Source organism: Martelella mediterranea, assembly GCF_021021415.1.
In the GTDB taxonomy this organism is placed as follows: Bacteria; Pseudomonadota; Alphaproteobacteria; order Rhizobiales; family Rhizobiaceae; genus Martelella; species Martelella mediterranea_C.
Genome location: NZ_JAINWJ010000004.1, coordinates 1 through 25,390, shown reverse-complemented (window position 1 = coordinate 25,390; position 25,390 = coordinate 1). Strand labels below are relative to the sequence as shown.

Annotated in this window: 21 protein-coding genes and 1 pseudogene; 11 read left to right on the top strand and 11 right to left on the bottom strand. The window is 61.8% G+C overall.

Going from position 1 to position 25,390, the window contains the following annotated elements; all coding sequences use genetic code 11:
• Window positions 1-999: an ectoine utilization protein EutC gene (eutC, locus tag K7H91_RS01855; RefSeq protein WP_230718485.1), complete on the top strand. Its 999-nt coding sequence runs from the start codon at window positions 1-3 to the stop codon at window positions 997-999.
• A 32-nt stretch (window positions 1,000-1,031) separates the two neighbouring features.
• Window positions 1,032-2,219 (top strand): ectoine hydrolase DoeA, encoded by a 1,188-nt coding sequence (gene doeA / locus K7H91_RS01850; protein WP_230718484.1) that lies wholly within the window; start codon window positions 1,032-1,034, stop codon window positions 2,217-2,219.
• A 130-nt stretch (window positions 2,220-2,349) separates the two neighbouring features.
• On the opposite strand, the gene K7H91_RS01845 is transcribed toward doeA, so the two are convergent.
• The 7 genes from K7H91_RS01845 to lsrF all read right to left on the bottom strand — a co-directional run bounded on the left by K7H91_RS01845 (window position 2,350) and on the right by lsrF (window position 12,291).
• On the bottom strand, window positions 2,350-4,041 hold the full coding sequence (locus tag K7H91_RS01845; RefSeq protein ID WP_230718483.1) for a glycerol-3-phosphate dehydrogenase/oxidase: 1,692 nt from the start codon (window positions 4,039-4,041) through the stop codon (window positions 2,350-2,352).
• Window positions 4,042-4,079: 38 nt separating this feature from the next.
• Window positions 4,080-5,582, bottom strand: coding sequence for an FGGY-family carbohydrate kinase (locus K7H91_RS01840; protein ID WP_230718482.1), 1,503 nt, complete (start codon window positions 5,580-5,582; stop codon window positions 4,080-4,082).
• A 1-nt stretch (window position 5,583) separates the two neighbouring features.
• Window positions 5,584-6,558: an ABC transporter permease gene (locus K7H91_RS01835; RefSeq protein WP_230718481.1), complete on the bottom strand. Its 975-nt coding sequence runs from the start codon at window positions 6,556-6,558 to the stop codon at window positions 5,584-5,586.
• On the bottom strand, window positions 6,555-8,093 hold the full coding sequence (locus K7H91_RS01830) for a sugar ABC transporter ATP-binding protein (RefSeq protein ID WP_230718480.1): 1,539 nt from the start codon (window positions 8,091-8,093) through the stop codon (window positions 6,555-6,557). Before K7H91_RS01830 ends, K7H91_RS01835 begins: the two co-directional genes overlap by 4 nt.
• Window positions 8,094-8,150: 57 nt before the next feature.
• Window positions 8,151-9,278 (bottom strand): sugar ABC transporter substrate-binding protein, encoded by a 1,128-nt coding sequence (locus K7H91_RS01825; RefSeq protein ID WP_230718479.1) that lies wholly within the window; start codon window positions 9,276-9,278, stop codon window positions 8,151-8,153.
• A 105-nt stretch (window positions 9,279-9,383) separates the two neighbouring features.
• On the bottom strand, window positions 9,384-11,339 hold the full coding sequence (locus tag K7H91_RS01820) for an SDR family oxidoreductase (protein ID WP_230718478.1): 1,956 nt from the start codon (window positions 11,337-11,339) through the stop codon (window positions 9,384-9,386).
• Window positions 11,340-11,403: 64 nt separating this feature from the next.
• Window positions 11,404-12,291: a 3-hydroxy-5-phosphonooxypentane-2,4-dione thiolase gene (gene lsrF / locus K7H91_RS01815; RefSeq protein ID WP_230718477.1), complete on the bottom strand. Its 888-nt coding sequence runs from the start codon at window positions 12,289-12,291 to the stop codon at window positions 11,404-11,406.
• A gap of 405 nt (window positions 12,292-12,696) precedes the next feature.
• Here lsrF and K7H91_RS01810 point away from each other — a divergent pair, with 405 nt between their 5' ends.
• Window positions 12,697-13,500, top strand: coding sequence for a DeoR/GlpR family DNA-binding transcription regulator (locus K7H91_RS01810; RefSeq protein ID WP_230718476.1), 804 nt, complete (start codon window positions 12,697-12,699; stop codon window positions 13,498-13,500).
• A gap of 189 nt (window positions 13,501-13,689) precedes the next feature.
• Here the strand turns inward: K7H91_RS01810 and K7H91_RS01805 are convergent, their stop codons facing one another.
• On the bottom strand, window positions 13,690-13,986 hold the full coding sequence (locus tag K7H91_RS01805) for a substrate-binding domain-containing protein (RefSeq protein ID WP_230718762.1): 297 nt from the start codon (window positions 13,984-13,986) through the stop codon (window positions 13,690-13,692).
• Window positions 13,987-14,145: 159 nt separating this feature from the next.
• Between K7H91_RS01805 and K7H91_RS01800 the strand changes: the two genes are divergently transcribed.
• Entirely contained in the window at window positions 14,146-15,048 is a 903-nt protein-coding gene (locus tag K7H91_RS01800; RefSeq protein WP_230718475.1) for a helix-turn-helix domain-containing protein, read from the top strand.
• Window positions 15,049-15,075: 27 nt separating this feature from the next.
• Here the strand turns inward: K7H91_RS01800 and K7H91_RS01795 are convergent, their stop codons facing one another.
• Window positions 15,076-17,214 (bottom strand): TonB-dependent siderophore receptor, encoded by a 2,139-nt coding sequence (locus K7H91_RS01795; RefSeq protein ID WP_230718474.1) that lies wholly within the window; start codon window positions 17,212-17,214, stop codon window positions 15,076-15,078.
• Window positions 17,215-17,500: 286 nt separating this feature from the next.
• Here K7H91_RS01795 and K7H91_RS01790 point away from each other — a divergent pair, with 286 nt between their 5' ends.
• The 6 genes and pseudogenes from K7H91_RS01790 to K7H91_RS01765 form a co-directional block, all read left to right on the top strand.
• Complete coding sequence (locus tag K7H91_RS01790; RefSeq protein WP_269065907.1) at window positions 17,501-18,478, top strand: iron-siderophore ABC transporter substrate-binding protein; 978 nt, start codon at window positions 17,501-17,503, stop codon at window positions 18,476-18,478.
• Between the two features lie 44 nt (window positions 18,479-18,522).
• Window positions 18,523-19,500: a FecCD family ABC transporter permease gene (locus K7H91_RS01785; RefSeq protein ID WP_230718472.1), complete on the top strand. Its 978-nt coding sequence runs from the start codon at window positions 18,523-18,525 to the stop codon at window positions 19,498-19,500.
• The gene (locus tag K7H91_RS01780) at window positions 19,497-20,531 is read left to right on the top strand and encodes a FecCD family ABC transporter permease (RefSeq protein ID WP_419197430.1); all 1,035 of its coding nucleotides are present in this window, start codon (window positions 19,497-19,499) and stop codon (window positions 20,529-20,531) included. Before K7H91_RS01785 ends, K7H91_RS01780 begins: the two co-directional genes overlap by 4 nt.
• Entirely contained in the window at window positions 20,528-21,331 is an 804-nt protein-coding gene (locus tag K7H91_RS01775; RefSeq protein WP_230718471.1) for an ABC transporter ATP-binding protein, read from the top strand. The genes K7H91_RS01780 and K7H91_RS01775 overlap by 4 nt, the downstream gene beginning before the upstream one ends.
• 13 nt (window positions 21,332-21,344) lie before the next feature.
• Window positions 21,345-22,403, top strand: coding sequence for a DUF2218 domain-containing protein (locus K7H91_RS01770; protein WP_230718470.1), 1,059 nt, complete (start codon window positions 21,345-21,347; stop codon window positions 22,401-22,403).
• A gap of 84 nt (window positions 22,404-22,487) precedes the next feature.
• A pseudogene (locus tag K7H91_RS01765) lies at window positions 22,488-23,415 on the top strand (IS3 family transposase); the annotation flags it as partial.
• Window positions 23,416-23,668: 253 nt separating this feature from the next.
• Here the strand turns inward: K7H91_RS01765 and K7H91_RS01760 are convergent.
• Window positions 23,669-24,682, bottom strand: a complete 1,014-nt coding sequence (locus tag K7H91_RS01760) for an IS110 family transposase (RefSeq protein ID WP_230718469.1) — start codon at window positions 24,680-24,682, stop codon at window positions 23,669-23,671.
• 18 nt (window positions 24,683-24,700) lie between these two features.
• Between K7H91_RS01760 and K7H91_RS01755 the strand changes: the two genes are divergently transcribed.
• A complete protein-coding gene (locus K7H91_RS01755) occupies window positions 24,701-24,931 on the top strand; it encodes an integrase core domain-containing protein (RefSeq protein ID WP_419197438.1) in 231 nt (76 codons plus the stop codon).
• On the opposite strand, the gene K7H91_RS25810 is transcribed toward K7H91_RS01755, so the two are convergent.
• On the bottom strand, window positions 24,841-25,221 hold the full coding sequence (locus K7H91_RS25810) for a hypothetical protein (RefSeq protein ID WP_419197429.1): 381 nt from the start codon (window positions 25,219-25,221) through the stop codon (window positions 24,841-24,843). The two genes, K7H91_RS01755 and K7H91_RS25810, sit on opposite strands and share 91 nt — an antisense overlap.
• Window positions 25,222-25,390 lie beyond the last annotated feature (169 nt).

Sequence of the window (25,390 nt, the reverse complement as noted above, 5' to 3'; positions counted from 1 at the left end):
ATGCCGAAGATCAAGATCCTCACCCAGTCCGATCTGATGAAAGCCGTGCCGCTCGACGGCGAGGCCGTCGCGTGCGTCGAGAACGCCTTTGCGGCCCTTGCCGGCGGAAAGGTGGTCATGCCGCCGATCCTGAGCCTCGCGATCAGGGAAGCGAATGGCGAAGTCGACGTGAAGACGGCTTATGTGCCCGGTCTCGACAGTTTTGCCATAAAAGTCTCGCCCGGCTTCTTCGACAATCCAAAGATCGGCCTGCCGAGCACGTCCGGGCTGATGATGGTTTTCTCGGCCAGGACCGGGGTTCTCGAAGCCCTGCTCCTCGACAACGGCTATCTGACCGATGTGCGCACGGCGGCCGCGGGTGCGGTGGCGGCGAAGCACTGTTCGCGCGAAGATTCCGCGACGGTCTGCGTTTTCGGCGCGGGCATGCAGGCACGGCTTCAATTGCAGGCGCTGATGCTCGTCCGTCCGGTGAAAAAGGCGCTGATCTGGGCGCGCGATATCGCCAAAGCCGGGGCGCTGGCCGAACGCGTCGCCCGTGAGAACGGCATTGCGGCTGTGGCGGTGGCTGATGCGGAAGCGGCCGTCAGCGCGGCCGATATCGTGGTCACCACGACGCCCGCGACCGCGCCCGTCCTGAAAGCGGATTGGCTGAAACCCGGTCAGCACGTCACCGCCATGGGCTCCGACCAGCATTCCAAGAACGAGATCGAGCCGGCATGTCTGGCGAGGGCCGATGCCTATGTGCCCGACCGCCAGTCGCAGACAGCGGAACTCGGCGAACTGCGTTCGGCGATCGAGGCGGGCGTCGTGCCCGCCGACAGGAAGTTCGCGGAACTCGGAGACATCATCACGGGCGCCGCCAGGGCGCGTCTCACGCCTTCCGCCATCACCATTGCCGACCTGACCGGAACCGGGGTGCAGGACACGGCCATCGCAACGCTCGCCCTCAAGAGGGCGGATCAACTGGGTCTCGGCGTCGCCTTCGACTCCGAGGCATGATCGGCAGTCATACGGCATAGAAAGCAAAAGACATGTCCGCACCGCAACTGGCCTTTTCACGCAGCGAGTTTGCCGAGCGCATCGAGAAGACGCGCAAGGCCATGGAAGAGCGCGAGGTGGAGGTCCTGATCGTCTCTGACCCGTCCAACATGGCCTGGCTGACAGGCTATGACGGCTGGTCATTCTATGTGCATCAATGCGTCATCGTCGGTCCCGACGGCGACCCTGTCTGGTTCGGTCGCGATCAGGACCGCAATGGCGCCAGGCGCACCTGTTTCATGTCGGAAGACGACATGATCGGCTATCCGGATCACTATGTGCAGTCGGATGTTCGCCATCCGATGGATTTTCTCGCCGCGCGGCTTGAGGAGCGCGGCTGGGACAAGACGCGCATCGGCGTGGAGATGGACAATTACTGGTACACCGCCCAGGCCCATGCCTCGCTGCGGCAGCACCTGCCCAATGCCGCCTTCGTCAACGCCAACAGCCTGGTGAACTGGCAGCGCGCGGTGAAGTCGGATCAGGAACTCCTCTACATGCACCGCGCGGCCCGCATCGTCGAGCGCATGCACCAGCGGATCTTCGAGAAGGTCGAGCCCGGCATTCGCAAATGCGATCTGGTAGCCGATATCTACGACGCCTCCCTCAGGTTCGATGATGATCTCGGGTTCGGCGGTGACTATCCGGCCATCGTGCCGCTCCTGCCGTCGGGCATCGATGCATCCGCGCCGCATCTGACCTGGAGCGATGAGCCGTTGCGGCTGGGCGAAGGCACCTTCTTCGAGATCGCCGGCGTGTATCGCCGCTATCACTGCCCGCTGTCGCGTACCGTCTTCCTCGGCAAGCCGACAGAGACCTTCCTCAACGCGGAAAAAGCCGTGCTGGAGGGCATGGAAGCCGGGCTCGAAATGGCGCGCGCCGGCAATCTTTGCGAAGACGTCGCCAACGCCTTCTACGGTGTCTTGAAGAAATACGGGATCACCAAGGACAATCGCACCGGTTACCCGATCGGCCTCTCCTATCCGCCCGACTGGGGTGAGCGTACCATGTCGCTTCGCCCGGGTGACAAGTCAGTGCTCGAGGAGAACATGACCTTCCACTTCATGACCGGCCTGTGGATGGAAGACTGGGGCTTCGAGATCACCGAGAGCATCGTCATCAAGGAAGGCGGACCGGAGTGCCTCGCCAACGTGCCGCGCAAATTGTTCGTGAAGGGCTAGCGAAACGCCCGAAACTGCCCAGACAAACCGTGGCACCTCTACCACCGTCGACAATCTTTTCTAAGTCGTCGAAAATGCCGGCCGGCATCAGGCTCGAAGGCTGAAATCGACAGTGCGTCACTGACCGCGACTACGAAAATCGCGCTTTTTGGCCGCGCTCGGCGGATATCTCAATTCGGTGCAGTCGGCGAAAGCGCTCCACCAGGCGCTCTACTTCTTTTGCTTGTCGCTCCTGATCCCAGTCCCGGGAGCGAGCGATTGCCGCCACCAGTTCAACCAGTGCTTCATGGTCAAGCGGGCGCTCCAGAAAAACCGAGCTTCTTCCGAACAGGAAATCCTCGGCATGCAAGACGAGCTCCGCCTTGCAGATGAAGGCGATCTCCTCGATCGAAAACTCCGGCAGCGTCCGGAGGAATGTCTCACCTCGGCAAACGGCGTTTGCCACCGACTTGGCCCGTGCGCCATAGCGGATGACAAGCTGTTGCGCGCGTCCTCGCGCCAGTCCGGTTTCCCGTTCGATCGCCGACAGAAGAACTTCGGTCGGAGCGGCGGCCTGGGAAAACCCCTTGCCTCCGCCGATGGCGATGTCAGCGGTTGAAACCGACCGGCGACGTCCAAGACGGCTAAGGATCTCGTCGGTCGCTTCCGCCGAGAAAGCGCGGAAGGTGGTCCATTTGCCGCCCACCAGCGAGAGGATCGGAAATTTCCGTTCCCCCTGCGCGGCCAGTTCGGGCATTGAATGGTCGCGACTGACGGCTCCCGGGTCGGCCGTGTCGTTGGCCGGCAAGGGGCGCACGCCGGAATAGCTGAAGAAAATGCTGGAGCGATCGACAGGCACATTTGGGAAAAGCCGGCGGAACGCTCCAAGGAGATAGTCCACTTCCTCGTCCTCGCAGATCACACCGTCGGGATCGTCCACTGGAATGTCGGTCGAGCCGAGGAGGACATGCCCCATGAAGTTGGAAAGAATGCAGATCCGCCCGCCTTCGGTTTCGAAATAGATCATCCGGCCCTGCAACGTTCGGGCGAGCGCCGGCAGATCGAGCATCAGGTGGCTGCCCTTGGAGCCGCCGACCATCGTGCGGCCGGCCGCCGTGGAGCCGTTGACCCGATCAATCCAGGCGCCGGCGGCATTGACCATGACATCACATGTGAGCGTGAAGATCTCGCCGCTTTCGACGTCCTGCAACGCGACCAGATTGCCGCTCACACCGTTGAAGCGCAGATGATTGAACGCAAGACTGCCGGTATTGGCAGCCATGCCATCCAGCGCGAGTTCGACGACAAGTCGCTCAGGCGAGGTGATCCAGGCATCATAGTAGGAAGCGGCGATTTTCAGGTCCGGTTCCAGGTCCGGGATCTCCCGCAGCATATCCTGACGGGCGATCATCCGATGTCGCGGCATGACGCGATTGAGCGAGCCATAAAGATCGTAAAGCCACAGGCCAAGCTTGATGACCAGTGCGCCACGCGCCTTCATCTTGACCGGGAGACGCAGCATCTTGAACAATGCCGACAAGGTTCCCCCGAACCAGGAGTGAATCGGGATAATCATTTCCAGCGGGCTGACATAGTGGGCGGCATTGCGCAAAAGCCTGTTGCGCTCCTGCGCCGACTCGCGCACGAGGCGAAATTCGCCGGTTTCGAGATATTTGAGCCCGCCATGGATCATCCGCGAGGGCGCGCGGCTGGCACCGGCGCAGAAGTCGTCCTTTTCAACGAGAATGCAATCGACACCCTGGAGGCTCAGATCCCGGAACGTTCCCATCCCGTTAATGCCGCCGCCGACGATGAGGACGGGCACATGCTTGGTGGTGCGCAAAGTCTCCAGCCGAGCTTCGCGCGTCATGGCATCACAACTCATTGGACTTTCGCCTTCTCGTCGCTCTTCATGAGCGCGCCGGCCTGATCGCGATAGCGGTCATACCCGGTCTCCAGCCGGGATACCGCCTTTCCCGGCCGGTATGTGTGCAAGGCCGGGTTCGTGCGCTGCCGTGCATCTTCCCAACTCTCGAAGACGTTCGCGGCAATTCCGGCGGCGATGGCCGTGCCGAGCGCGCCCGCTTCCGGCATTTCCGGCACTTCCACGACGCGATCGAGAACATCGGCAAACAGCTGCCCGAAGAATGGATTGCGGCTGCTGCCGCCCGTCAGGCGAACGCGGTCAATTTGGCGGTCGGGGTCGATCAGATCGACGTGGTGTCGATGATTAAAGACAATCCCCTCCGCCACGGCCCGCAACATGTGGCCGCGACTGTGCCAGCCGCGCAGGCCGATGAAACACGCAGGCATATCCTGTGAATGGGGAGAACCATAGAGATAAGGGAGATAGACGATGTCGGAGGGGTCATCGGCGACGGCGTCGAGCTCGGCCTGAAGGAGTGCGAAAGGATCGTCGTCTTGCAGCGCGTCCCTTGCCGCCGTGCGCACGAACCAGTCGAGGTTGGCGCTCGACGCAGGCGAGACCGACATGTTCATCCACTGGCCGGGCCGCAATCCGTTGCGCGCGTTCCAGCCAAGCGAGACGCCGGGTTCATCGACCAGCATCTCGTTGATCGAGTAGGTCCCGGCGACGATGGCAATCGCGCCCGACTCGACAACGCCCGAACCGACCGCACACGCGGTAACGTCATGCAGTCCGGCGGCGACCGGAGTTCCAGCGGCCAGCCCTGTCGCGCGGGCAGCCTCGTCGCTGACGCGCCCGGCAATCGCATCGGGCATCACGACATCCGGCAGTGCGTCCGCAAGCGCGCCGAGCCCGAAGAGATCGAGTGCTTCGAGGCTGTAACGCTGGGTGCGTATATCGGTGAATGCGACGCTCGCCTCGGTAAAGTCGGTCGCGATCCGACCGGTGAGGCAATAGCGCAGCCAGTCCTTGCACGACAGAATAGCGGCGATGCGTGCAAAACGCTCGGGGTCATGATCACGCAGATGCGCAAGCAGAGGCGCTGGAGACGAGGGAAAGGGGCGCTGGCCGGTCAAGGTCAGCGCTTTCGACGATATTCCCGTCTCATCCCACTCTTGCAACAATGCCTGTGCCCGGCTGTCGAGCGAGGTCGCAGCCAATCCGAGGGGCTTGCCGGCATTGTCCACGAGATAAAGACCATCGCCATGCCCCGTTACAGAAACGGCGGCCGGAGAAACCGCCTGCCCGAGTTTTGCGCGGCTGGCCTCCAGAACCTCACGGATTGCCGCGGCCGAGACGTTCCAGTGATCCTCCATGTCGCGCTCGACATGGCGTGGAGAGTTCTCGATCTTGCTGATCTTGCGGCTGGCTGCCGCCACGACTGCGCCATCATCGCGGAAGAGCACGGCTTTGGTGACGGTGAGACCGCTATCGAGACCCAGGAGATAGGCGGGCATGTTAGGACTCCAGCCGCACGTGACGCAGCCTTTCCTGCAGGCTCGCCAGATAGATCGCGACCAGCAGCACCGCACCGAAGACAACTTGACGTATCGACGGCGGCACACCGTGCAGGTTCATCAAATTCTCGATGATCGAGATCACCAGCACGGCAGCGAAGACGCCGCCGACATTTCCCTTGCCGCCGGAGAGCGCCGTGCCGCCAAGAATGGTGCCGGCGAAAACCATCATGATATCGCCTTGCCCCATGTCGGCGACAACGGACTCCATCCGCCCGACCTCCAGAAGCCCTCCGAGCGCGGCAAGAAAACCGGCAATGACGAAGCAGATGATCTTCGTACGCTCGATGTTCACGCCGGCGACAAAGGCGGCTTGTTCGTTATTTCCGAGGGCAAGGATATCCTTGCCGAGGCGGTGGCGATCGATGAGAAGCCAGGCCAGAAGCAGGATGGCGATCCAGGCCAGCACAGCCACGGGAAGGACGCCAAAGAGTTTGGCCGAACCCAGATAGACATAGCCCTCGGGCAGATAATAGACCCCCTCGGGGATCAGGTAGACGACAATGCCGCGCATGAGGAGCATGGTGCCAAGACTGACAAGGAAGGAGCTCACCTGCAGCTTCACGGAAAAGACGCCGTTGAGCAGTCCGGCGATCCCGCCAAAAACCAATGTGCCCAATACCGCCAGGACGGGATAGCTTTCCAGCGGCAGCGTCTGGAAGAAGAGGACCACGGCGAGCGCTGGCGCCAGCGCAAATGTCGATTCAAGCGAGAGGTCGACATTGGCCGTCAGCAGAACGAAGAACAGGCCCAGAACCATGCAACCCAGTGGCGCCGCCGCCCACATCACGTTGAGGATGTTGCGCGCCGAAAGAAAGCCGGGAACGGTCAGGCCCGCCAGACACAACAGCGCAAGAAGCGCCCAGATCAGGTGCTTTTCCAGAACGAGGAAAACGAATTTGTTCACTGAAGTCATAGCGGCACCTCCACGCCCTGTATCGTTTTGTAGATCGTCTCGACATCGAAGCCGGGCATGCCGCGCTTCAGTTCACGCACCACTTCTCCCTGATAGAAAATCAGAATCCTGTCGCAGATCTCGGCGAGTTCTTCCTCGCTCTCTGAAATCATGATGACGCCGGCATCGCGTGACAGATCCTCACGGACCAGCTTGAGGATGTGCGGCTTCGCGGAGATATCCACCCCGCGCGTGGGCTCGTTGAGCAGCACCAATCTCGGCGCCGTCAACGAAAGCCGACCGAGCAGCACCTTCTGCTTGTTGCCGCCCGAAAGGCCATCGATCGGCACATCGAGACCGGGCGTCTTGACCTCGAGACGGGCAACGATGGATTTCGCAACCTGCTCGCACTCGGAGCGCCGGACGAAGCCGAAGCGGTTCGTCAGCGCAGGCAGTCCGGCGATGATCGCGTTTTCCAGAACCGAGCGGTTCTGAATGACCGCCTGTTCCTCGCGATGCTTGGGAAGGAAAGAGACGCCGGCGGCCTGGGCCGCCTTCGGGCTTTTCAAATGGACCTCTTGGCCGTCCATTACGATCGAGCCGCTGTCGCTCGCCACCAGACCGTAAAGCGCCTCGATGGCATCGTCCTTGCCGGAACCTTCGAGACCGGCAAAGCCGAGCACTTCGCCGCGGCGCAATTGCAAATCGAGGCGGCGGAGATTCCTGCCCGCCGTCAACCCTGAAACCGTCAGAACCGGGGGCGCGGTAAATTCGGGCTGCGCCGCATAATTGATTTCGGCGGGCGCCACATCACCGACGATCCAGTCGGCAAGTTCGCGGCCACTCGTGCTCGCGGTATCAAGCGTGGCGACAAGCTTGCCGTCGCGCATGACTGAAACCCGATCGGTGAACCCCATCACCTCGCTGACATGGTGCGAAATCAGAACGAAGGAGAGATCGGGCGTATCGTCGATCAAGCGGCGCAGGAGACCGAGCAGGCTTTCCTTGCGCTCGCTCGTCAGCGACGCCGTAATTTCGTCGAGCAGAATGGTGCGCGCCTTCTCGATGAAAACGGCGCGCCCGAAGGCCAGTAATTGCTGCGTTTCCAGCGGCAGATCGCCCATCCGGTCTTCCGGTCGCGCGCGCAAGCCGAGCTGCTCGATCACGTGTGCCGATTCCCGCCGGGCCACGGAGGGCGACAGAAAACTGAACCGTCCGCCGGGGTGGCGCCCCATGAAAAGATTGTCGGCAACCGAGAGATCGGCAGCAAATGCCGGTTCCTGAGTCACGAGCGCAATCCCGAGCTTCTTGGCCCGCGACGGTCCGGAGTGTGTCGGGGTCAGCGCACCGTACTCGGTTGCGATCTGACCTTCACTCGGCGAGAGCAGGCCGGCCACGAGGGAAACCAGAACCGATTTCCCTGCGCCGTTCTTGCCGATAAGTCCGTGTATCTCGCCCTTCCTGACACTCAGGTCGACAGCATCGACCGCCAGAACGCCCGGAAACCGGCGCGTCACGCCTTGCACGGCAAAGCTCAGCGAATGATCCAGAGTCATGTGAATACCCGTTCGAGGATGGACTGCGAACGCCCCTGCGCCCGCAGCCCAATGATGTTACTTGCCGAAATCGGGCATCTCGCCCGTCTGTTCGACCGACATCGCGTTTGCCCAGTTGCGCTCGTCATCGTAACTGGCATCGCCCGGGACGCTGTAGGCCTGCGTCTGGTACCACGAGCCGTCGATGGCCTCCGGGGAAAGCACCTTGACCGGCGCCCACAGCGGATCTTCTCCCGGCAGCAACACATCACCCTCTGAGGGCAATTCGTTGCCGGACATCAACGCGTAGAGAACCCGCATGGAGACGATCCCCTCGCCTGTGGCCGGCTGCACCGAGATATGATCGATCTCGCCGCGGGCCATCGACTGGAATTCCGGAACTGTGCCGTCGATCGTTGCAACCGGAATATGCTTGGGATCATCGAGAGGCACGAGCATGTCCTGTGCCTTGAAGGCGGGAACAGCGCCGCCGATACCCATCGTGCCATCGATGCTGGCGACAGCCAGGATCCGGTCTGGCCCCTCGCGAGAAATCACGTCGTCGACGAACTTGCGCGCCTTGCCGCCGTCGCAACCGGCTTCCTGTTCAACGATCTTCACGTTCGGATATTCTTCGGCAATCGGATCGAGCACGGAGCGGTAGCCGGTGTGGCGGGCGATGTCGAACGACGCGGTGATGATGCAGCGCAGTTCGATGAAGACCCCGCCCTCATCCTTCCAGCCATCGCCGCGCAACGCGTCGAGACGATTGACCAAAGCTTCGCCACCGAGACGACCGGCGGTTTCATTGTCGAAGGCCACGAAGGTCTGTTCGACGCCGGGAACCCAGGCATTCGTGGTCACCACGGGAACATCGGCTTCCTGCAACCGCTTGACGATGCTGCGCATGGCCTCGCCGCGCCAGGGCGTCAGCAGAACACCGTCGACGCCACGGTCGACTTGCGCCTGAAGCGCCTTCAATTGCTCGCTGGCATCGTTGGCACCGAAAACGTTGAATGTGATGGTGTCGCCGTTTTCGGCCTGGATGCGTTTGGCTTCCTGTTCCTGGCCAAGCGCAACGCCGTTGAAATAGATGTCGTTCGGGTCCCATCTGATGACGGCAACCGTGTAATCCTTGGCAGAGACCGCCCCTGCTGTCGCGCACAGGGCCGCAAGGGCCGTGCATCCCATTAGAAAGCTTCGCATCTTATCCTCCTATAGTGCTTGCTCTAACGACAGGACCATCCTGTCGATACTCCCCGATGGCCGATCAGCGGCCACCATTTCGTTCGATGCCGCGACCCGGACGGATCAAATGACCCGATCATTGCCGCCGTCCACCGGAATCTGCGCTCCCGTCGTGCGGGAAAATGTCTGGTCGGCCAGCGCCGCGACAGCGCGCGCGACATCCCGTGAGACAACCTCGGTCTGCATCAGATTGCGCGCCTTGTACTGCTCGATCGTCAGCCCATACCGGCGCGCCGATGTCGCCAGCGCCTCCGGCGTCCACAGATCGGTATCGAAGACCCCGTCGGGATGGATCGCATTGACCCTGATCCCCTCGGATGCCAGTTCGAGGGCGGCCACCCGCATCAACTGCGTCAGCCCGGCCTTGGAGACGGAATAGGCGGCCGCGCCGGCGCCTGGCGCCATGACATTGCGCGAGCCGATAAAGACCACACTTGGATCGACGCCGTGGCGCAGGAACGGGATCGCCTGTTTCAAGAGCTTGCGGTGCGACGTCAGGTTCACCGCCAGGGATGCGTCCCACGCCGCGTCCTCCAGCACTTCGATGTTCGCTCCGGCGCGGAATATCCCCACGTTGGAAACAAGGATGTCGATGCCGCCAAAGTCGGTCACCGTCTGCCGCAATGCGGTGGCCACCTCCGCTTCGTCGGTGAGGTCAACTGTCACGCCCCTGAAATCCGGGCGGTTCATGAATTCCTCGACGGCCGGATTGATATCGAGCCCGACCACGACCGCGCCGCGTTCGCGCAATGCGACCGCCGTCGCACGCCCGATGCCGGTGGCGCATCCTCCGATCACCGCGATCTTTCCCGCCAGCGCCGGCGGCGTGCCCTGCGCACGCAGCTTCGCCTGCTCCAGCTCCCAGTATTCAAGTGCCCGCAAATCGTCTTCGTTGAGGCCCTGCCAGCCGCCGAGGCGGGCGGCGCGACGCAGGGCCATCAAATTGGCTGCGGCGACATCGGCGGAAACACCCGCCCGCGCCAGCCCCGGTCCGAAGCTGCGCACCGAACCGTCGGACAGGATTGCCCAATGGGGATGCGGCGGCAGGGGCAGCAGGGTGTCATCATTGCCGCGCGCGACATAGGCGCGGTATTCAGAAGCGAATTTCTCAAGCGCCAGCTCGACGGTCTCGCCGACAACGACCGGGAACGGCTTGTTGTGAATGACATGTTCGGGGGTCAGCGTGCCGTTGCGGGACAGCCTGCCGATTTCTTCAATCTCTTCGACCGGCAGGGCTGTCGAGGGCCGCGAGATCATGGCCCGTCCGGCCATTCGGCTGACGCGGCCACGCAGATCGGCAATCGCCACGGGATCGGCCTCGCTCTCTCCCGCCTCCGGCAAGGACCGCACATGCTCGGCGAGCCATTCTTCCGCGCGTGTGCAGACCGCCACCATGCGATCATAGCTTTCACGCGCAGTCTCGCCCCAGGTGAAAACACCGTGATGCTCAAGGATGATCGCATCGGTCTCGGCCAGCCCGGACGAGAGGATCGCTTCGCGCATCTGGCGTGCCAGATCAAATCCCGGCTTTACATAAGGCAGGATCATCACGCGCGGCCCGTAGATCTCGCGCAGCAATGCTGTGCCGTTGACGCTGTTGGAAATCGTCAGCACGCCATCAGCGTGGGAATGATCGACATAGGGTGCGGGAACGAGAGCATGAACGATCGCCTCGATGGAGGCAGCCGCGGCTTGCGGATCAAGGCGCGCGCGCTTGACCTCGGCAACCATGTCGCTATCGGACAGACTTTCGAGCTCGGCGAGCGCCAAAAGGGCGGGAAGTTCAAGCGCGGTGAAGCCCTCGACGCCCATCGTGCCCAGATCGTAGCCGCTGGCCTTCACCCAGATGACCTGCTTCGAAGCGCCGAAACGGTCGGCGACTGCTCCTTTGAAGGAAGTATTGCCACCGCCATGCAGGACCAGGGAGCGATCGCGCCCGATCAATCGCGAAGAATAGGCGCGCAGATCCAAACCTGTCTTCGCCTTTGCAGCCTCGGCCTCGTCCCAGAGGTTTTTCATGCCATGTCCCTGATTTCAAGTTTTCGGGGCCGGCGGCCCGGCCCCGGTGTCGACGCCTGCGACCTCAACCCGTCGTCTTGTTCCGCAGATCCTGGAAAAGCTCGTAGCCTTCTTCGCCGGTTCGCCCCTCATGCACGACAGCGGCGAGCGCGGTGAGCATGGCTACCGGATCCGTCGACTGGAAAACATTGCGCCCCATATCGACGCCGGCTGCGCCCTGGTCGATGGCGCGGTATGCCATTTCAAGCGCGTCGCGTTCCGGCAGCTTCTTGCCGCCGGCGATCACGATCGGCACCGGGCAACCAAGGGTGATGCGCTCGAAGCCTTCGTCAACGTAGTAGGACTTGACGAATTGTGCGCCGACTTCGGCGGCGATGCGGGTGGCAAGGCCGAAATAGCGTGCATCGCGCGCCATCGACTTTCCGACGCCGGTGACGGCCATTGTCGGAATGCCATAGCGGGTGCCGGTATCGATCAGCTTCACGACATTGGCGATGGACTTGTGCTCATATTCCGCGCCGATATAGACCTGCGCCGCCATTGCGGTCGCGCCCAGACGGATTGCATCATCAATTTCCACGCTGACCAGCTCATTGGAAAGCTCGGTCAGGATCGAGTTGCCGGCAGAACAGCGCAGAACGACAGGCTTGCGGACTTCCGGCGGAATCGAGCTGCGCAGGCCGCCCCGCGTGCACATCAAAACATCGGCATGCTCGGCAAGGGGTGCGATCGTCAGATCGAGCCGCTCAAGACCGGTGGTGGGCCCCTGGAAATAGCCGTGATCGAAGGCAAGCATGACCGTCCGGCCCGTGTCAGGACGGAAAATCTGCGAAAGGCGCGCCTTCATACCCCAATCGTGATGCGCATTGCCTTTAAGAAAGAAACGCGAGGTATCCGCCGGTCGCTCCCGCCCCCAGTCCTTGCCGTCCTTGATATCGTCCAGATCTGCCACTCAACCCTCACTCTCGCCGCGCATTGGCGGCTGTCTGTTCGTCATACGCTTTTCGAGCGGAACCGAACGTCAACGCTCGCTGACGGGAACCGCCATTTCCACCTTTCGACGAAATCCCGAGCGATCTCAGGATCTGCCGACACCGGATGGGTAAACGCTAACAGCGCGGGTTAGAGATATCAATAATTTTGTTTCATTTATCGGAAAATTTGTTGCGTAACAACATTTCGGATATTTCTGTTTCGAAGAGCGTTGCGCATTTCAGAGCGTTCGACGATACATCGCCATTATTAATCCATTGTTTTTAATTATTTATTTTTAATTTCAGTGGTGATTTCAGAAAAGATTAGACAGAGACCGGAAATTGTTCGATACAAGAAAATGTTAAATTCAACGAGAGAAGCGATGAGCGATCATAACAATTTGGACGTCGACCCCGAGGCAACACCCTCGAAGGCGGAACGGCGACGGACCAAGATCATCCAGTTTCTGATGAGCGGTTCATCGATCCAGATTCGGGATCTGGCCGAAATGCTCAACGTCAGTCTGATGACTGTCCACCGCGATCTTTCCGTGCTTGAGGCAGAAGGTCTCGCGCGTAGATTGCGGGGGTCGGTTTCAGCAGAAAAGTCGCTGTTGTTCGAGAGCAGCTACAACTACCGTGGACGCAAGAATGTGGAGGACAAGAAGCGGCTCGCACGCGCCGCTATCGCCCATCTTGAGCCCGGAAATGCTGTCATGATCGACGACAGCACCACCACATTCCACCTTACCGACTATCTTGAAGAGGTCTCGCCGTTAACTGTTGTCACCAACGCCGCGCCGATCCTTGAGCGGTTGCGGCAAACACCGGACATCGATTTGGTATCGACGGGCGGACGATATCACCCGGGCTATCACGGCTATTTCGGAGCCAATTGCGAAAAAGCCATGCGCTCCTATCATGTAGACGTAGCGATCCTGTCGACGACCACGATCCAGGGGCTGTCGCTCTACACGCCCGACGAAATCGTTGTCCGCGCCAAACAGACAATGATGCAGGTCGCCCGACGGCGGATTCTGCTCGCCGATGCGACCAAGTTTCAGTTCAGCGCCCTGAACTATGTCGCGGAAATCACGGATTTCGACCTCGTGATCCTGACTGGCGACATCCCACCCAAAGAACTCGAGTTAATGCGCGCATCGAACGTGAATGTCGAGATCGTCTAGAATCGCGAAAGAGCAGACGCCTCGATTGACGACCAGGTTCGCGCTTGCCATGTGTATGCAAAGCGTCAGGGCCTCATCGCTGGTCTGCACCAGGCTGATCAAATGCCGGAGCCGAAGGAGGCGCTGCGCGGGCCTCGCCGGATAAGAGCGGCGGCGCAAGCTGTTGGACAAACTGCCGAAACGACAAAATCACGGTTTCAACGTGCTGCCACGCTCGATGATGGTCGGTGTAATTTGTACATATTTTGCCGCCTTGCGGCCCGCGTGGCGTTCCATCAGCAGGTCAACGGATGTCTCACCGATAACGCCGGCTTCAAGACGCAGCGTGGAAAGTTCGGGCACAAGCATTTGCGCAATCGAGCTGTCATTGAAAGCCACGACCTGAACATCCCACGGGATTGAGAGCTTCGCCTCCTGCAGCCCGCGATAGACCCCGACGGCGTTGCGATCGGCATCACGGCGGGCAGGCCCCTGCGGGGGCGACAACCACAAGCAGCGGGAACCGATGCTTGCGCATGTGGAAAATATGATATTTATAGTCAAGTAACTGTCTGAACCCGATCGAAGCGCAGAAGCGGCTTACGGTATCGTCATGTTCCATTGGCGGCAGCGCATGGGCCAACACTTTGAAAACGGTAACCTGTCTTGACCTATCGGCATTCGATGTTGAGCCATACGAAAGGCATTCGGCCGGTCGCGCCGGTCCAGTGGCGCGGACTTGACGGTCTTGTCGGCGTCTATTGGGAGGCCGAGGGCGATCGGGACGCGAACGCCTATTATCTTTCGCCGGATCCGCGGATCGTCATCTTCTTCAACGATGTCTCGGATTGCATTCGCGTCTCGAACCGCAATGGCGCGTTTTCCGGCCATGAACGGCCGCTGACGCGGGCGATCTACGTACCCGCGGGTGTTCCGATGTGGACGCAGTTCACCGCCCGGCATCGCTTTTCCCATCTCGATCTTCATCTGCATGAGGACAGGCTGCTGCGCTTCATCGCGCCATCGCTCGGCACCTCCGCAGCCCGCGCCGTTTTACGCCGCCCGGCGGAAACCCATGATATCGGTCCGATCGGCACGCTGGCGGGCATGATCGTCGACGAGGTGGCAAATCCCGCCCGCCATTCGCTCTATGCCGAAAGCCTTGTCGGCAGCCTCGCGACCGCGCTGCTGGACATACCCACCGATGCCGGAGAGCGCGCTTCCGGCGGCCGGATCACCGAGGCGCAGATGAACCGGCTGATATCGCGCTTCGAAGCATCGCCCCACGCGCGCATGACGGTTGCCGAGATGGCAGAGACCGTCGGGCTTTCGGAAAGCTGGTTTTCGGAAGTCTTCCGGCAGACCACGGGCAAGACGCCGCTGCAATGGCAGCTTGCCAGACGCGTCGAACGCGCCAAAGACCTGCTCGTCGGAAGCGACATCAGCGTAGCCGATGCCGCCACCGAGCTCGGCTTTTCCGATCAGGCGCACCTCACCCGCGTGTTTCGCCAGGTCACCGGAGAAACGCCGGCAGCCTGGCGCAAGTCGGCGCGCCATAGCGCGCGCTGACCGGCGCGCGATGGCGCATCCCTTTTCTCACCATGCCTGGCGCAGCGTCACATAAACCGCGCGGCCCTGATTGTACCAGTCGGCGCCGTAGCCGCCATAGGCGACATATTTCTCGTTGAAGAGGTTGGTGGCGTTGACCTGAAGGGTCGTGTGTTCGGCGACATCATAGCTGAAGGCGGCATCGAAGGTGATGTTGGGGTCGGATTTGACCGCGTTGTCCTCGCCGAAATAGTAGGAGCTCTGGTAGCGCGCGCCGAGGCCGAAGGTCATGTCGCCGCGCCGGCCTTCGCCTGCCAGCGTATAATCCACCCACAAGGATGCGACATTGTTCGGCACGAAACCGAGCTCGTTGCCGACATTGCCGCTCGCGCCGTTTTCGACGATGTCCGACATCATGTAGGAATAGGCCGCCGTGAGGCTGAAATTATGCGGCAGTTCGGCCTTGGCTTCCAGATCGATGCCGCGCACCCGCGCCTCGCCGATCGATTCCTGCATGCTGGTCGCGGGATTGGTGACAGTGATGTTGGTCTTGGTCAGATCATAGACCGAGGCGCTGAGCAGCGCCGGGAAGGCGAGCGGGGCGTATTTGACGCCGACCTCATACTGCTCGCCCCGCTCCGGATCGATCCCGAGCGTCGGCGGCGCCACCGACTGGGCATAGCTCGCATAGGTCGAGACTTCGTCGGTGATCCGGTAGGTCAGCCCCGCGCGGCCGGTAAACTCGCTGTAGTCGCCGCTGGTCGTGATGCCGGTGAGCTGGTTGCGCTGTTCCAGATCCAGCCAGTCGTTGCGCAGGCCGACCGAGGCGATCAGCTTTTCGGAGAAGGTCAACTCCTGCTGCAGGTAGACCGAAGTCGTGTTCTGGTCATTCTTCGTACTGGCATAGGGCCCGCTGTAGTTCGGGCCGCCGGAATAGACCGGGTTGGTCCAGTCAATGCCCGGCGCGACATCGTAATAGCTGTCATTGGTGCCGGAGAAGGTCTGGTACTGCAGGCCCGCAAGCGTGCGGCTTTCGACATTTGCGAAGAACGTGTCGTACTGGAAATGCGCGTCGATAACGAAATCGTCATAGTCGCGGGCGCTGCCGAAGTAATAGCGGTCGGCTATCGTGTCGCCGTTGTCGACCGGCTCATAGACATAGGCATAGCCGAAACCGGTCTCGGAGCTCGCATAGCGGGCCCGCGAGCTGAAGGTCAGTCCCGAGCCGAAATCGTGGTCGAACATCCATGTGACGGTGTTGCGGGTCACGTCGTTGTAATTGTAGTCCGGCTCGCCGAGGTAGAAGCTGCGGTCGAAATCCGAGCCGATCGGGTGCCCGCCGCCGCCCGGCGTGCCATCGGTGTCGAGATAGTCGTAGATCAGCGTCATCTCGGTGGCGTCATCGATGCGCCACGTCAGCCCGCCCATGATGAAGCTCTCGTCATCATTGGAATAGTCGTATTCCGCGTCGGCGTTCTGGAACTTGCCGGTGAGGCGATAGGAAAGCGTGTCATCCTCGGTGATGTTGTCGCCGAAGTCGAAGCCCACCTCGGCGTGATCATAGGAGCCGCCAGTGACATAGGCCTCGCCGAAGCGCTCGCTCCGCGGCGTCTTGGACACGAAATTCACCGTGCCGCCCGGATCGGAGACGCCGAAGATCGTCGAATCGGCGCCCTTGAGGACTTCAACCCGCTCGAACGCATAAGGCTCCTCGCGGACGCCCCCGAAGGGCGAGCCAAGCGGAAGGCCGTCGCGGTAGGTATAGGCGTCGAAGCCGCGGATCTTGTAGAAATCGAAGCGGTCGTCGGAGCCGTAGAAGTCGGTGGTCACGCCGGCGGTGTAATCGAGCACCTGTTCCACCGTCTGGGCGTCGCGCTGCTGGATTTCCTTGGACGTGATGACGGATACCGAAGCCGCGGTGTCGAGGAAGTCTGTCGCCAGCTTGCCGCCGCCGGTATTGCCGAAGGAAACGATCGAGCTGGCATCGCTGGCACCATAGCCGTCAACCGAGACGAAGACCGGGTCCAGAACCGTGACGTCGCCGCTTTCGGCATCCAGGTTCTCCGCCTGCTCCTGGGCCTGAAGGGGCAGAGGGACCGCGACAAGCGCCGTGCAGCCGAGAAGAAAAGCAAGCCTGTAGCCCCTTAGAGAAGCCCGTCCGGCCAGATTGCGTATTGAATAATTCATGCTCAGTTTCCAGAAATCGCGTCCCGCAGATCGACAACCGTTGCGGCGCATCCGTCAGCGCGGTATCGGCGCATGGCTGTCATATTCAATCCGAAAATACATGATTATTTTAGTCAAGTATTGTATGTTTTCCGGTTTTTGAAGGATCCTCCTGTGCCTGCACCTGTCTGGCGGGGGCTGGCCGGTGCGTCGCTTGACCTCGTCCGCTAAACATGAAAGCTAGCGTCAACTTTAAGCGATCAAAGAGGTCGTCGTGCTGCGCTTGTTCCTTTTTTCCCTCCTGGTCATGACAGCCACACTTCGGTTCCTGGCGGGTGATTCCGCTCTCGCGGGCGAGCCCTTTGCCGAACCGATCATCGTCCACCATGCCTTCGGCGAGACCGTGATCACCGAGAAGCCGGAGCGGGTCGCAACCGTTGCCTGGGCCAATCACGAGGTGCCGCTGGCGCTCGGCGTTGTGCCGGTCGGCTTCGCGGCGGCCAATTTCGGCGATGATGACGGCGACGGGCTGTTGCCCTGGGTCGCTGCGAGGCTCGATGAACTCGGGGCCGACACGCCGGTGCTGTTCGACGAGGGCGATGGCATCGATTTCGAGGCTGTGGCCGCTGTCAGGCCCGACGTCATCCTCGCCGCCTATTCCGGCCTTACCCGCAGCGAATATGACACGCTGAGCCAGATCGCGCCGGTCGTCGCCTATCCGGATGCGCCCTGGGCAACGAACTGGCGCGACATGATCCGCCTCAACAGCGCAGGCCTCGGCATGCCCGAGGAGGGCGAGGCGCTGATCGCGCGGATCGAGGCCGAGATTGCCGCCGAGGTCGCCGAATACCCGGAGCTTCGGGGCAAGAAGGCGATGTTCATCACCCATCTCGACGCCACCGACCTCAGCGTCGTGAATTTCTACACGACGCACGATACCCGGGTGCAGTTCTTTGGCGATCTCGGGCTGGAAGCCCCCGAGAGCGTGATCGCGGCCTCGAAGGACGGCAGCTTCGCCGGCTCGATCAGCGTCGAGCGCATCGATGCCTTCGACGACGTCGATATTGTCGTTACCTATGGCGACGATACGCTTCTCAAGGCCATGCGGCAGAACCCGGTTTTCCGGCACATGCCGGCAGTCGAAAACGACGCCGTCGTCATGCTCGGCCGCAATCCCCTCGGCACGGCGGCCAACCCGACCCCGCTTTCGATCTCCTATGTGCTTGATGACTACGTGGCAAAGCTTGCCGCGGCGGCCAGAACGTCAACCGCAAAGCCAGAATGAGGCGGCAGGATACGATAGCCTCCGGCACAGCCGGCGGAGAGAGGATGTTCTGGCTGGCCGCAGCCGTTCTCGCTGTCGTCGTTCTGGCGGCGGCCTCGCTGGCGATCGGCACGCGCGGTGTGTCTTTTTCCGACATCGCCGCCGCCATTGCCGGGCATGACGAAACCATCGGCGAAGCCGTGGTGGCGATGCGCATTCCGCGCACGGCGCTTGCCGTGCTGGCAGGGGCCGCGCTCGGGCTTTCCGGCGCGCTGATGCAGGGCATCACCCGCAATCCATTGGCCGATCCCGGTATTTTCGGCGTCAATACGGGCGCGGCGCTTGCGGTGGTCATCGGCGTGGCCTGGTTCAATATCAGCTCCTCCAACGCCTATATCTGGACCGCGATCCTCGGCGCGGGCATCACCGCCGTCTTCGTCTATCTGGTCGGCTCGCTCGGTCGCGGCGGGGCGACGCCGCTGAAGCTGACGCTTGCGGGAGCAGCAACCTCGATCGCGTTCGCGTCGCTGGTCATGGCGATCGTGCTGCCGAGAGGCGACATCGCCGGCGGCATCCGCTCCTGGCAGATCGGCGGCGTCGGTGGGGCCACATTTTCGCGCATCCTTCCGGTTCTGCCGTTCCTTGTTGTCGGTCTCGCGCTCGCCTTCATCTCCGCGCGCAAGCTCAACGCCATGGCGCTGGGCGACGAACTGGCCGCCGGCCTCGGGGAAAACGTTGCCCTCGGCCGCGCCGTTGCCGCGGTTTCGGCGGTTCTCCTGTGCGGGGCGACGACGGCGGTGTGCGGGCCGATCGGTTTTGTCGGCCTCGTGGTTCCGCATGCCTGCCGCCTGATCGTCGGCGTCGATCACCGCTGGCTCCTGCCGTTTTCAGCCCTTGGCGGCGGCATCCTGCTTCTGGCGAGCGATATCATCGGCCGCATCGCCGCCCGCCCCGGCGAGGTCGATGTCGGCATCATCACCGCGCTGGTCGGCGGGCCGGTCTTCATCTGGATCGTCAGGCGTCAACAGGTGCGTGAACTGTGACGGATCTCTCCCCGACATTCCGGCTCGTCAGCGCGACAAGAGCCCGCCGCGCCCGGCATCGGCGGTTTTTCCTGGCGCTGTTTCTCGCCCTGCTTGCGGCATTCTTCGCGCTGACGCTGATGCTCGGCCAATCTTTCGCGCCGCCGCGCGATGTCCTGCGCGTGCTCATGGGCGGGGATGTGCCGGGCCTCTCCTTCACCGTCGGCCAGTTGCGTCTGCCGCGCGCCGTGCTTGCCATTCTTGCGGGCGCAAGCTTCGGTCTTGGCGGCGTCGCCTTCCAGCTCATGCTGCGCAACCCGCTGGCAAGCCCGGACATCATCGGCATCAGCTCCGGGGCGAGTGCCGCGGCGGTATTTGCGATCGTGGTGCTGAAGCTGAACGGCCCCACGGTCTCGGTCTTTGCCGTTGCCGCCGGGCTCGGCGTGGCCCTGCTGGTCTACGGGCTTGCGGCGAAGAACGGCGTTGCCGGCATGCGGCTGATCCTCGTCGGCATCGGCGTCTCCTCGATGCTCGAAAGCGTGATCGCCTATGTTCTCGCGCGCGCGCCGATGTGGGACCTGCAGGAGGCGATGCGATGGCTGACCGGCAGCATCAACGGCGCAAGGCTCGACCAGGCGTCGCCGCTTGCGATCAGCCTCGTCCTGTTCGGAGGCCTGCTCCTCAGCCGGACGCGCGACCTCGAAACGCTGCGGCTTGGCGACGACACGGCCGCCGCGCTCGGCGTCGGCGTCGCGCGCACCCGGCTCCTGATCACCATCGCGGCAGTTGGCCTGATTGCGATCGCGACCGCGATCACCGGGCCGATCGCCTTCGTGGCCTTCCTGTCGGGGCCGATCGCGGCGCGGATCATGCGCAACAACGGGTCGCTGCTGGTGCCCGCAGCGCTGGTGGGCGCGTGCCTCGTGCTCGTGGCGGACTATACCGGGCAGTTCCTTCTTCCCGCCCGCTATCCGGTCGGCGTCGTCACCGGTGCGCTTGGAGCGCCCTATCTCATCTACCTGATCATCCGGGTCAACAGAGGTTCGCTATGATCCAGCATACCCTTGGCGCCCAAGGAATCTTCGCCGGCTATGGCGACCGAACCATCCTCGAAGACCTCAGCTTCACCGTGCCGCCGAACAAGATCACGGCGATTGTCGGAGCCAATGCCTGCGGCAAGTCGACCTTGCTCAAGACGCTGTCGCGGCTTCTGACGCCGAAGCGCGGAGAGGTTTTGCTCGACGGCAAGGCCATCCACCGCACACCGACGAAATTACTGGCGCGCTCGCTTGGCCTGCTCCCCCAGTCGCCGCTGGCGCCGGAGGGGATTACGGTTTCGGATCTCGTCAGCCGGGGACGCCATCCGCACCAGACCATGTTTTCGCGGTGGAGTGCCACGGATGACCAGGCGGTTGCCCTTGCGCTCGACACGACCGGCATGGCGGACCTTGCCGACCGCGCCGTCGACGAACTTTCCGGCGGTCAGCGCCAGCGGGTCTGGATCGCCATGGTGCTGGCCCAGCAGACCGATATCCTGCTGCTCGACGAACCGACCACCTTTCTCGACATCAGCCATCAGGTCGAGGTGCTGGATCTGCTGACCGACCTCAACCGTAAGAATGGAACCACCATCGTCATGGTGCTGCACGACCTGAACCTTGCGGCTCGCTACGCCGACCATCTGGTCGCGATGAAGGCGGGGCGGCTGCATGTCGCCGGCACGCCCGAAACCGTTCTGACCGAAGACCACATCAGGGAGATTTTCGGCCTCGAAAGCAGGATCGTCACCGATCCGGTATCCGCGCGGCCGATGATGCTGCCGATGGGACGCCATCACAGCGGCACGTTATGAAAGGACGACAATCATGACCGAGACTTTCCGCCTGTCCGGCCTTGCCCGGCCCGAAGATGCGCGCGCCATGCTCGACATGGCCGCCGAGCACTTCGTCGACCATGCCGATGTCACAAGAACCGGAGACTGCGTGACGATTGCCGGCGAGGGCGGCGAGGCGGTGATATCGCTAGACGGCAACCAACTGCGGATCGCGCTTGCGGCGGAAAGCGCCGCAAGGCTGCAATTGTCGCGCACCATGCTCGCCGAGCACCTGTTCTATTTCGCCGGCGGGGAGGCGTTGGAATTGTCATGGTCCGATCCGCCTCCGCCCGCCGTTCCCCCGAACCTGCATGAGGTGCGGGTCGTCGCCACCGAGACCGTCACGCCGCATATGCTGCGGGTGAAATTCGCCTGCGCCGATCTGACGCCGTTCATCGGCGGTAACATGCACGTCCGTCTGCTGGTGCCGCCAAAAGGCCGGGAGCCGGTCTGGCCGGTGATCGGAGAAGACGGACGGATCAAATGGCCGGAGGGTGTGGATGCGTTGCTGATCCGGGTCTACACGATCCGCTTCGTCGATATCGAACGCGGCGAAGTCTGGGTCGATTTCCTTCAGCACCCTGCCTCGGGCATTGCCACGCCGGGTGCCGATTTCGCTCGCGATGCAAAGCCCGGCGACCGGGCGGCGTTTCTCGGCCCCGGCGGCGGCGGCGTCCCCGAGGCCGAACACATCTTCCTTGCCGGCGACGAGGCCGCCCTTCCCGCGATCGCCCGTATCGCCGAGGAGGCGCCGGCCGGAACGAAGTTGACGGCGATCATCGAGGTGGAAAACGCGGCGGAGGAACAGGCGATCGGCGGAGCAGCCGAACTCGACCTCACCTGGCTACACCGCGCGTCCCCCGCATCCAGGGGACTGGCGCAGACCATCCGCCACGCGCTCGCCGACCTCGACGGCGAAACCTTCGTCTGGATCGCCTGCGAAAAAAGCGACATCCGCGATATCCGCGCGCTCCTGAAAAACCGGCAGCACGATCGCAAGAAAATGTATGTTGCCTGGTACTGGGATCGCGACGGCGACGACGGGCGCTGATACCCCGGGCTAGGCCAGGTGACCTGCTCCCCTGAATGATCCTCGTTTTTCGGTTAGCCTGTTTCCCAACGAAGGAGACAGGCAATGAAGCGATCCAGGTTTTCCGATGAGCAAGTCATCGGCATTTTGAAGGAGCATAAGGCGGGCATGTCGGCGGCCGCTCTGTGCCGCAAATACGGCGTCAGCGATGCGACTTTCTATAAGTAGCGCTCGAAGTATGGCGGCATGGAAGTGTCGGAGGCCAAACGGCTGAAGACGCTGGAGGAGGAGAACGCCAAGCTGAAGAAGCTTCTGGCGGAGTCGATGATGGATGTCTCGACGCTCCGCGAGATGCTTGGAAAAAACTTCTGCCGCCCGGCTTAAGGAGGAACGCCGTGAGCTGGGCTATCGTACACCAAGGCTACTCGCAACGCCGTGCATGCGGTTTGGTGGGTATCGACCCGCGGGTCTATCGCTATCGATCGACGCGACCGGACGATGTAATGCTGCGAAAGCGGCTGAAGGAGCTGGCGTCACAACGTCGGCGCTTCGGCTACCGGCGCCTGCACATCCTGCTGAAACGCGAAGGTGTCGAGGTGAACTGGAAGAAACTCTACCGCCTCTATCGCGAGGAACGGCTCACCGTGCGCAAACGCGGTGGCCGCAAGCGAGCCCTGGGCACGCGAGCACCGATGACGATCCCGCAGGATCCCAATCAGCGCTGGAGCCTCGACTTCGTATCGGACACGCTGATCGACGGACGCCGCTTCCGCATCCTATGCGTCATCGATGACTTCAGCCGGGAATGCCTGGCGGCCGTCGACGACAACTCGATCTCGGTGGGCGCGTGGCCCGTGAACTGGATGTCATCGCTGAGCGTCGCGGCTACCCACTGATGGTGGTCAGCGACAACGGCACGGAACTGACCTCGAACGCCATGCTCAAATGGCAGCAGGATCGCGGCGTCGAATGGCATTACATCGCGCCCGGCAAGCCAATGCAGAACGGCTTCGTGGAAAGCTTCATGTATAGACGGCCCCGCGGGCGCAAGTGCTTTAATCGTGATATTCATCGGCGGGTGCGTTCATGTATTCGGCCTGTTCATGCAGCCCTTACATGACTGCTGGCCCTGATGGTGTCCGCGGATCGAGGCCTCATCAACAGGACGCGCTATGGCGCGCTTAAAGCTCTCCGGGCTTTCTCGATCCTCAGCTCTGCCGATTTGCCATCACGCTGTCATTGCACTTTTGCCATCTCGTTATGTCTGGGTGAATGTGTCCTTGCGGCTATGCGGTCCTGAACACCTCTCCAGTCGTCAGCATTGCCCAGATGGTTCGCGCCAATTTGTTTGCAACGGCGACAGCAACGACCATAGGTCTGCGCCGCTCGAGCAATGCTTCGATCCATGGGCCATCAACGCGGGAACGCGCCTTTGGATACCGCACCACCGTTCGCGCCCCCAGAACAAGCAGGTGCCGGAGATATCGATCACCTTGCTTAGTGATGCCACCCAACCTGTTCTTGCCGCCCGACGCGTTCTGTCGCGGCGTCAGGCCAAGCCAGGCGGCAAACTCGCGGCCTGATCGAAAGGCGGATGGGTCCGGAATTGTGGCAGCGAAAGCAGTTGCTGTGATTGGCCCTATCCCCGGTATGGTTGCCAGTAAGCGGCAGATCGTGTTGCTCTTGTGGATCTCTCCCAACCGGGCATCAATGCTGTCAATCTGGTGGTTCAGTGCATCAAGTTGACCAATGAGCATGTCCAAAGCGAAGCACGCATGCTCCGGCAGATCCCCTCTTATCTCGTCCAGCTTTGCGACAAGGGCATCGACCCGATGTCTGCCCTGCGCGACGATAACGCCATACTCGGCCAAATGCGCCCGGAACGCACAAGCCGCCATGGTACGTTGCCGGACCAAAAGCCCTCTGGCGCGATGAAGCATCAGAAAGGCTTGATCTTCGCGTGATTTGATCGCGACAAAACGCATGTTCGGGCGGGTCACGGCTTCATAAATGGCAGCAGCATCAGAAGCGTCATTCTTTGCCCCGCGCCGCACATAAGGTTTGATGTAGCCGGGCGGAATGAGACGAACGTCATGTCCGATCCCCTGCAGTTGGCGCGCCCAGTTATGGGCAGTTGCACAAGCTTCGATGCCGACCAGGCAAGGCGATAACGCCTCAAAGAACGGCAGCAACTCGCGGCGTGTCAGCCTCTTACTATCGATCGTATGTCCGGATGCGTCAGCGACATGGACATGAAAAACGTTTTTGGCCAGATCAAGGCCAACGGTGGTTGGTTTCATCGGTAAGCTCCTTTTGCAATCTGGGACCACTATACGGTCCCTTCTCGGAGCGGGGCCGTCTTCCCTATCAACGGCAGCTTCCGCGACGAGTGCCTCAACGAGACGCTATTCTCATCGCCCGCGCAAGCGCGCGCAGCCATCTCCACATGGAAGGAGGACTACAACGCAAACAGACCGCACTCATCGCTGGGCAATATCACGCCCAACGAGTTCGCAAGGAAAATGGTACTGGAAAAACAGGCCGCTTGAGGCCAGATTAAAAACCCAAGACTCTCCGGAAAAATGGAGGGAAGTCGGGGCTCAGGTCGCCGATAATCCGCTTCATTGCCCGCCTCCAGGAATTCCTTCGACCTGCTGTAACAGAGGCTCTCGGCGATTCCCTCGCGACGCCTAGGGCCGGCGATGCTCTTCTTCCCCGCGCGGTCCCGCCAAACGATTGTGATCTTCTCTTCTGCGGAATAGTACTGCCGCGTCCGTCGCTTGATACCCCGGACCAGCCCGTCGGCCGCGTCCTTCGGCGTTCCCGATGTCTTGGTCATCTTCGCTCCATGACGGCTTCGATGAACCAGAGATCTTTCGCTACTCAAACCCTCAAATCTGGCCCGAGGGTGCTGACGTCAGACCGACAATCCACCGCTTGACCTGCCACTGAACTTTCATCCAGCGGCGATTAGAGCTTCGGCCGTTTCTGTTGCCGTAGGGCGCGGG

Excerpts from the sequence above, each read along its gene's own strand:
- eutC (WP_230718485.1), top strand. The coding sequence starts at position 1 with ATGCCGAAGATCAAGATCCTCACCCAGTCCGATCTGATGAAAGCCGTG.
- doeA (WP_230718484.1), top strand. The coding sequence starts at position 1,032 with ATGTCCGCACCGCAACTGGCCTTTTCACGCAGCGAGTTTGCCGAGCGC.
- K7H91_RS01840 (WP_230718482.1), bottom strand. The coding sequence starts at position 5,582 with ATGCCCGCCTATCTCCTGGGTCTCGATAGCGGTCTCACCGTCACCAAA.
- K7H91_RS01835 (WP_230718481.1), bottom strand. The coding sequence starts at position 6,558 with ATGACTTCAGTGAACAAATTCGTTTTCCTCGTTCTGGAAAAGCACCTG.
- K7H91_RS01830 (WP_230718480.1), bottom strand. The coding sequence starts at position 8,093 with ATGACTCTGGATCATTCGCTGAGCTTTGCCGTGCAAGGCGTGACGCGC.
- K7H91_RS01825 (WP_230718479.1), bottom strand. The coding sequence starts at position 9,278 with ATGCGAAGCTTTCTAATGGGATGCACGGCCCTTGCGGCCCTGTGCGCG.
- K7H91_RS01820 (WP_230718478.1), bottom strand. The coding sequence starts at position 11,339 with ATGAAAAACCTCTGGGACGAGGCCGAGGCTGCAAAGGCGAAGACAGGT.
- K7H91_RS01810 (WP_230718476.1), top strand. The coding sequence starts at position 12,697 with ATGAGCGATCATAACAATTTGGACGTCGACCCCGAGGCAACACCCTCG.
- K7H91_RS01795 (WP_230718474.1), bottom strand. The coding sequence starts at position 17,214 with ATGAATTATTCAATACGCAATCTGGCCGGACGGGCTTCTCTAAGGGGC.
- K7H91_RS01790 (WP_269065907.1), top strand. The coding sequence starts at position 17,501 with ATGACAGCCACACTTCGGTTCCTGGCGGGTGATTCCGCTCTCGCGGGC.
- K7H91_RS01785 (WP_230718472.1), top strand. The coding sequence starts at position 18,523 with ATGTTCTGGCTGGCCGCAGCCGTTCTCGCTGTCGTCGTTCTGGCGGCG.
- K7H91_RS01775 (WP_230718471.1), top strand. The coding sequence starts at position 20,528 with ATGATCCAGCATACCCTTGGCGCCCAAGGAATCTTCGCCGGCTATGGC.
- K7H91_RS01770 (WP_230718470.1), top strand. The coding sequence starts at position 21,345 with ATGACCGAGACTTTCCGCCTGTCCGGCCTTGCCCGGCCCGAAGATGCG.
- K7H91_RS01760 (WP_230718469.1), bottom strand. The coding sequence starts at position 24,682 with ATGAAACCAACCACCGTTGGCCTTGATCTGGCCAAAAACGTTTTTCAT.
- K7H91_RS25810 (WP_419197429.1), bottom strand. The coding sequence starts at position 25,221 with ATGACCAAGACATCGGGAACGCCGAAGGACGCGGCCGACGGGCTGGTC.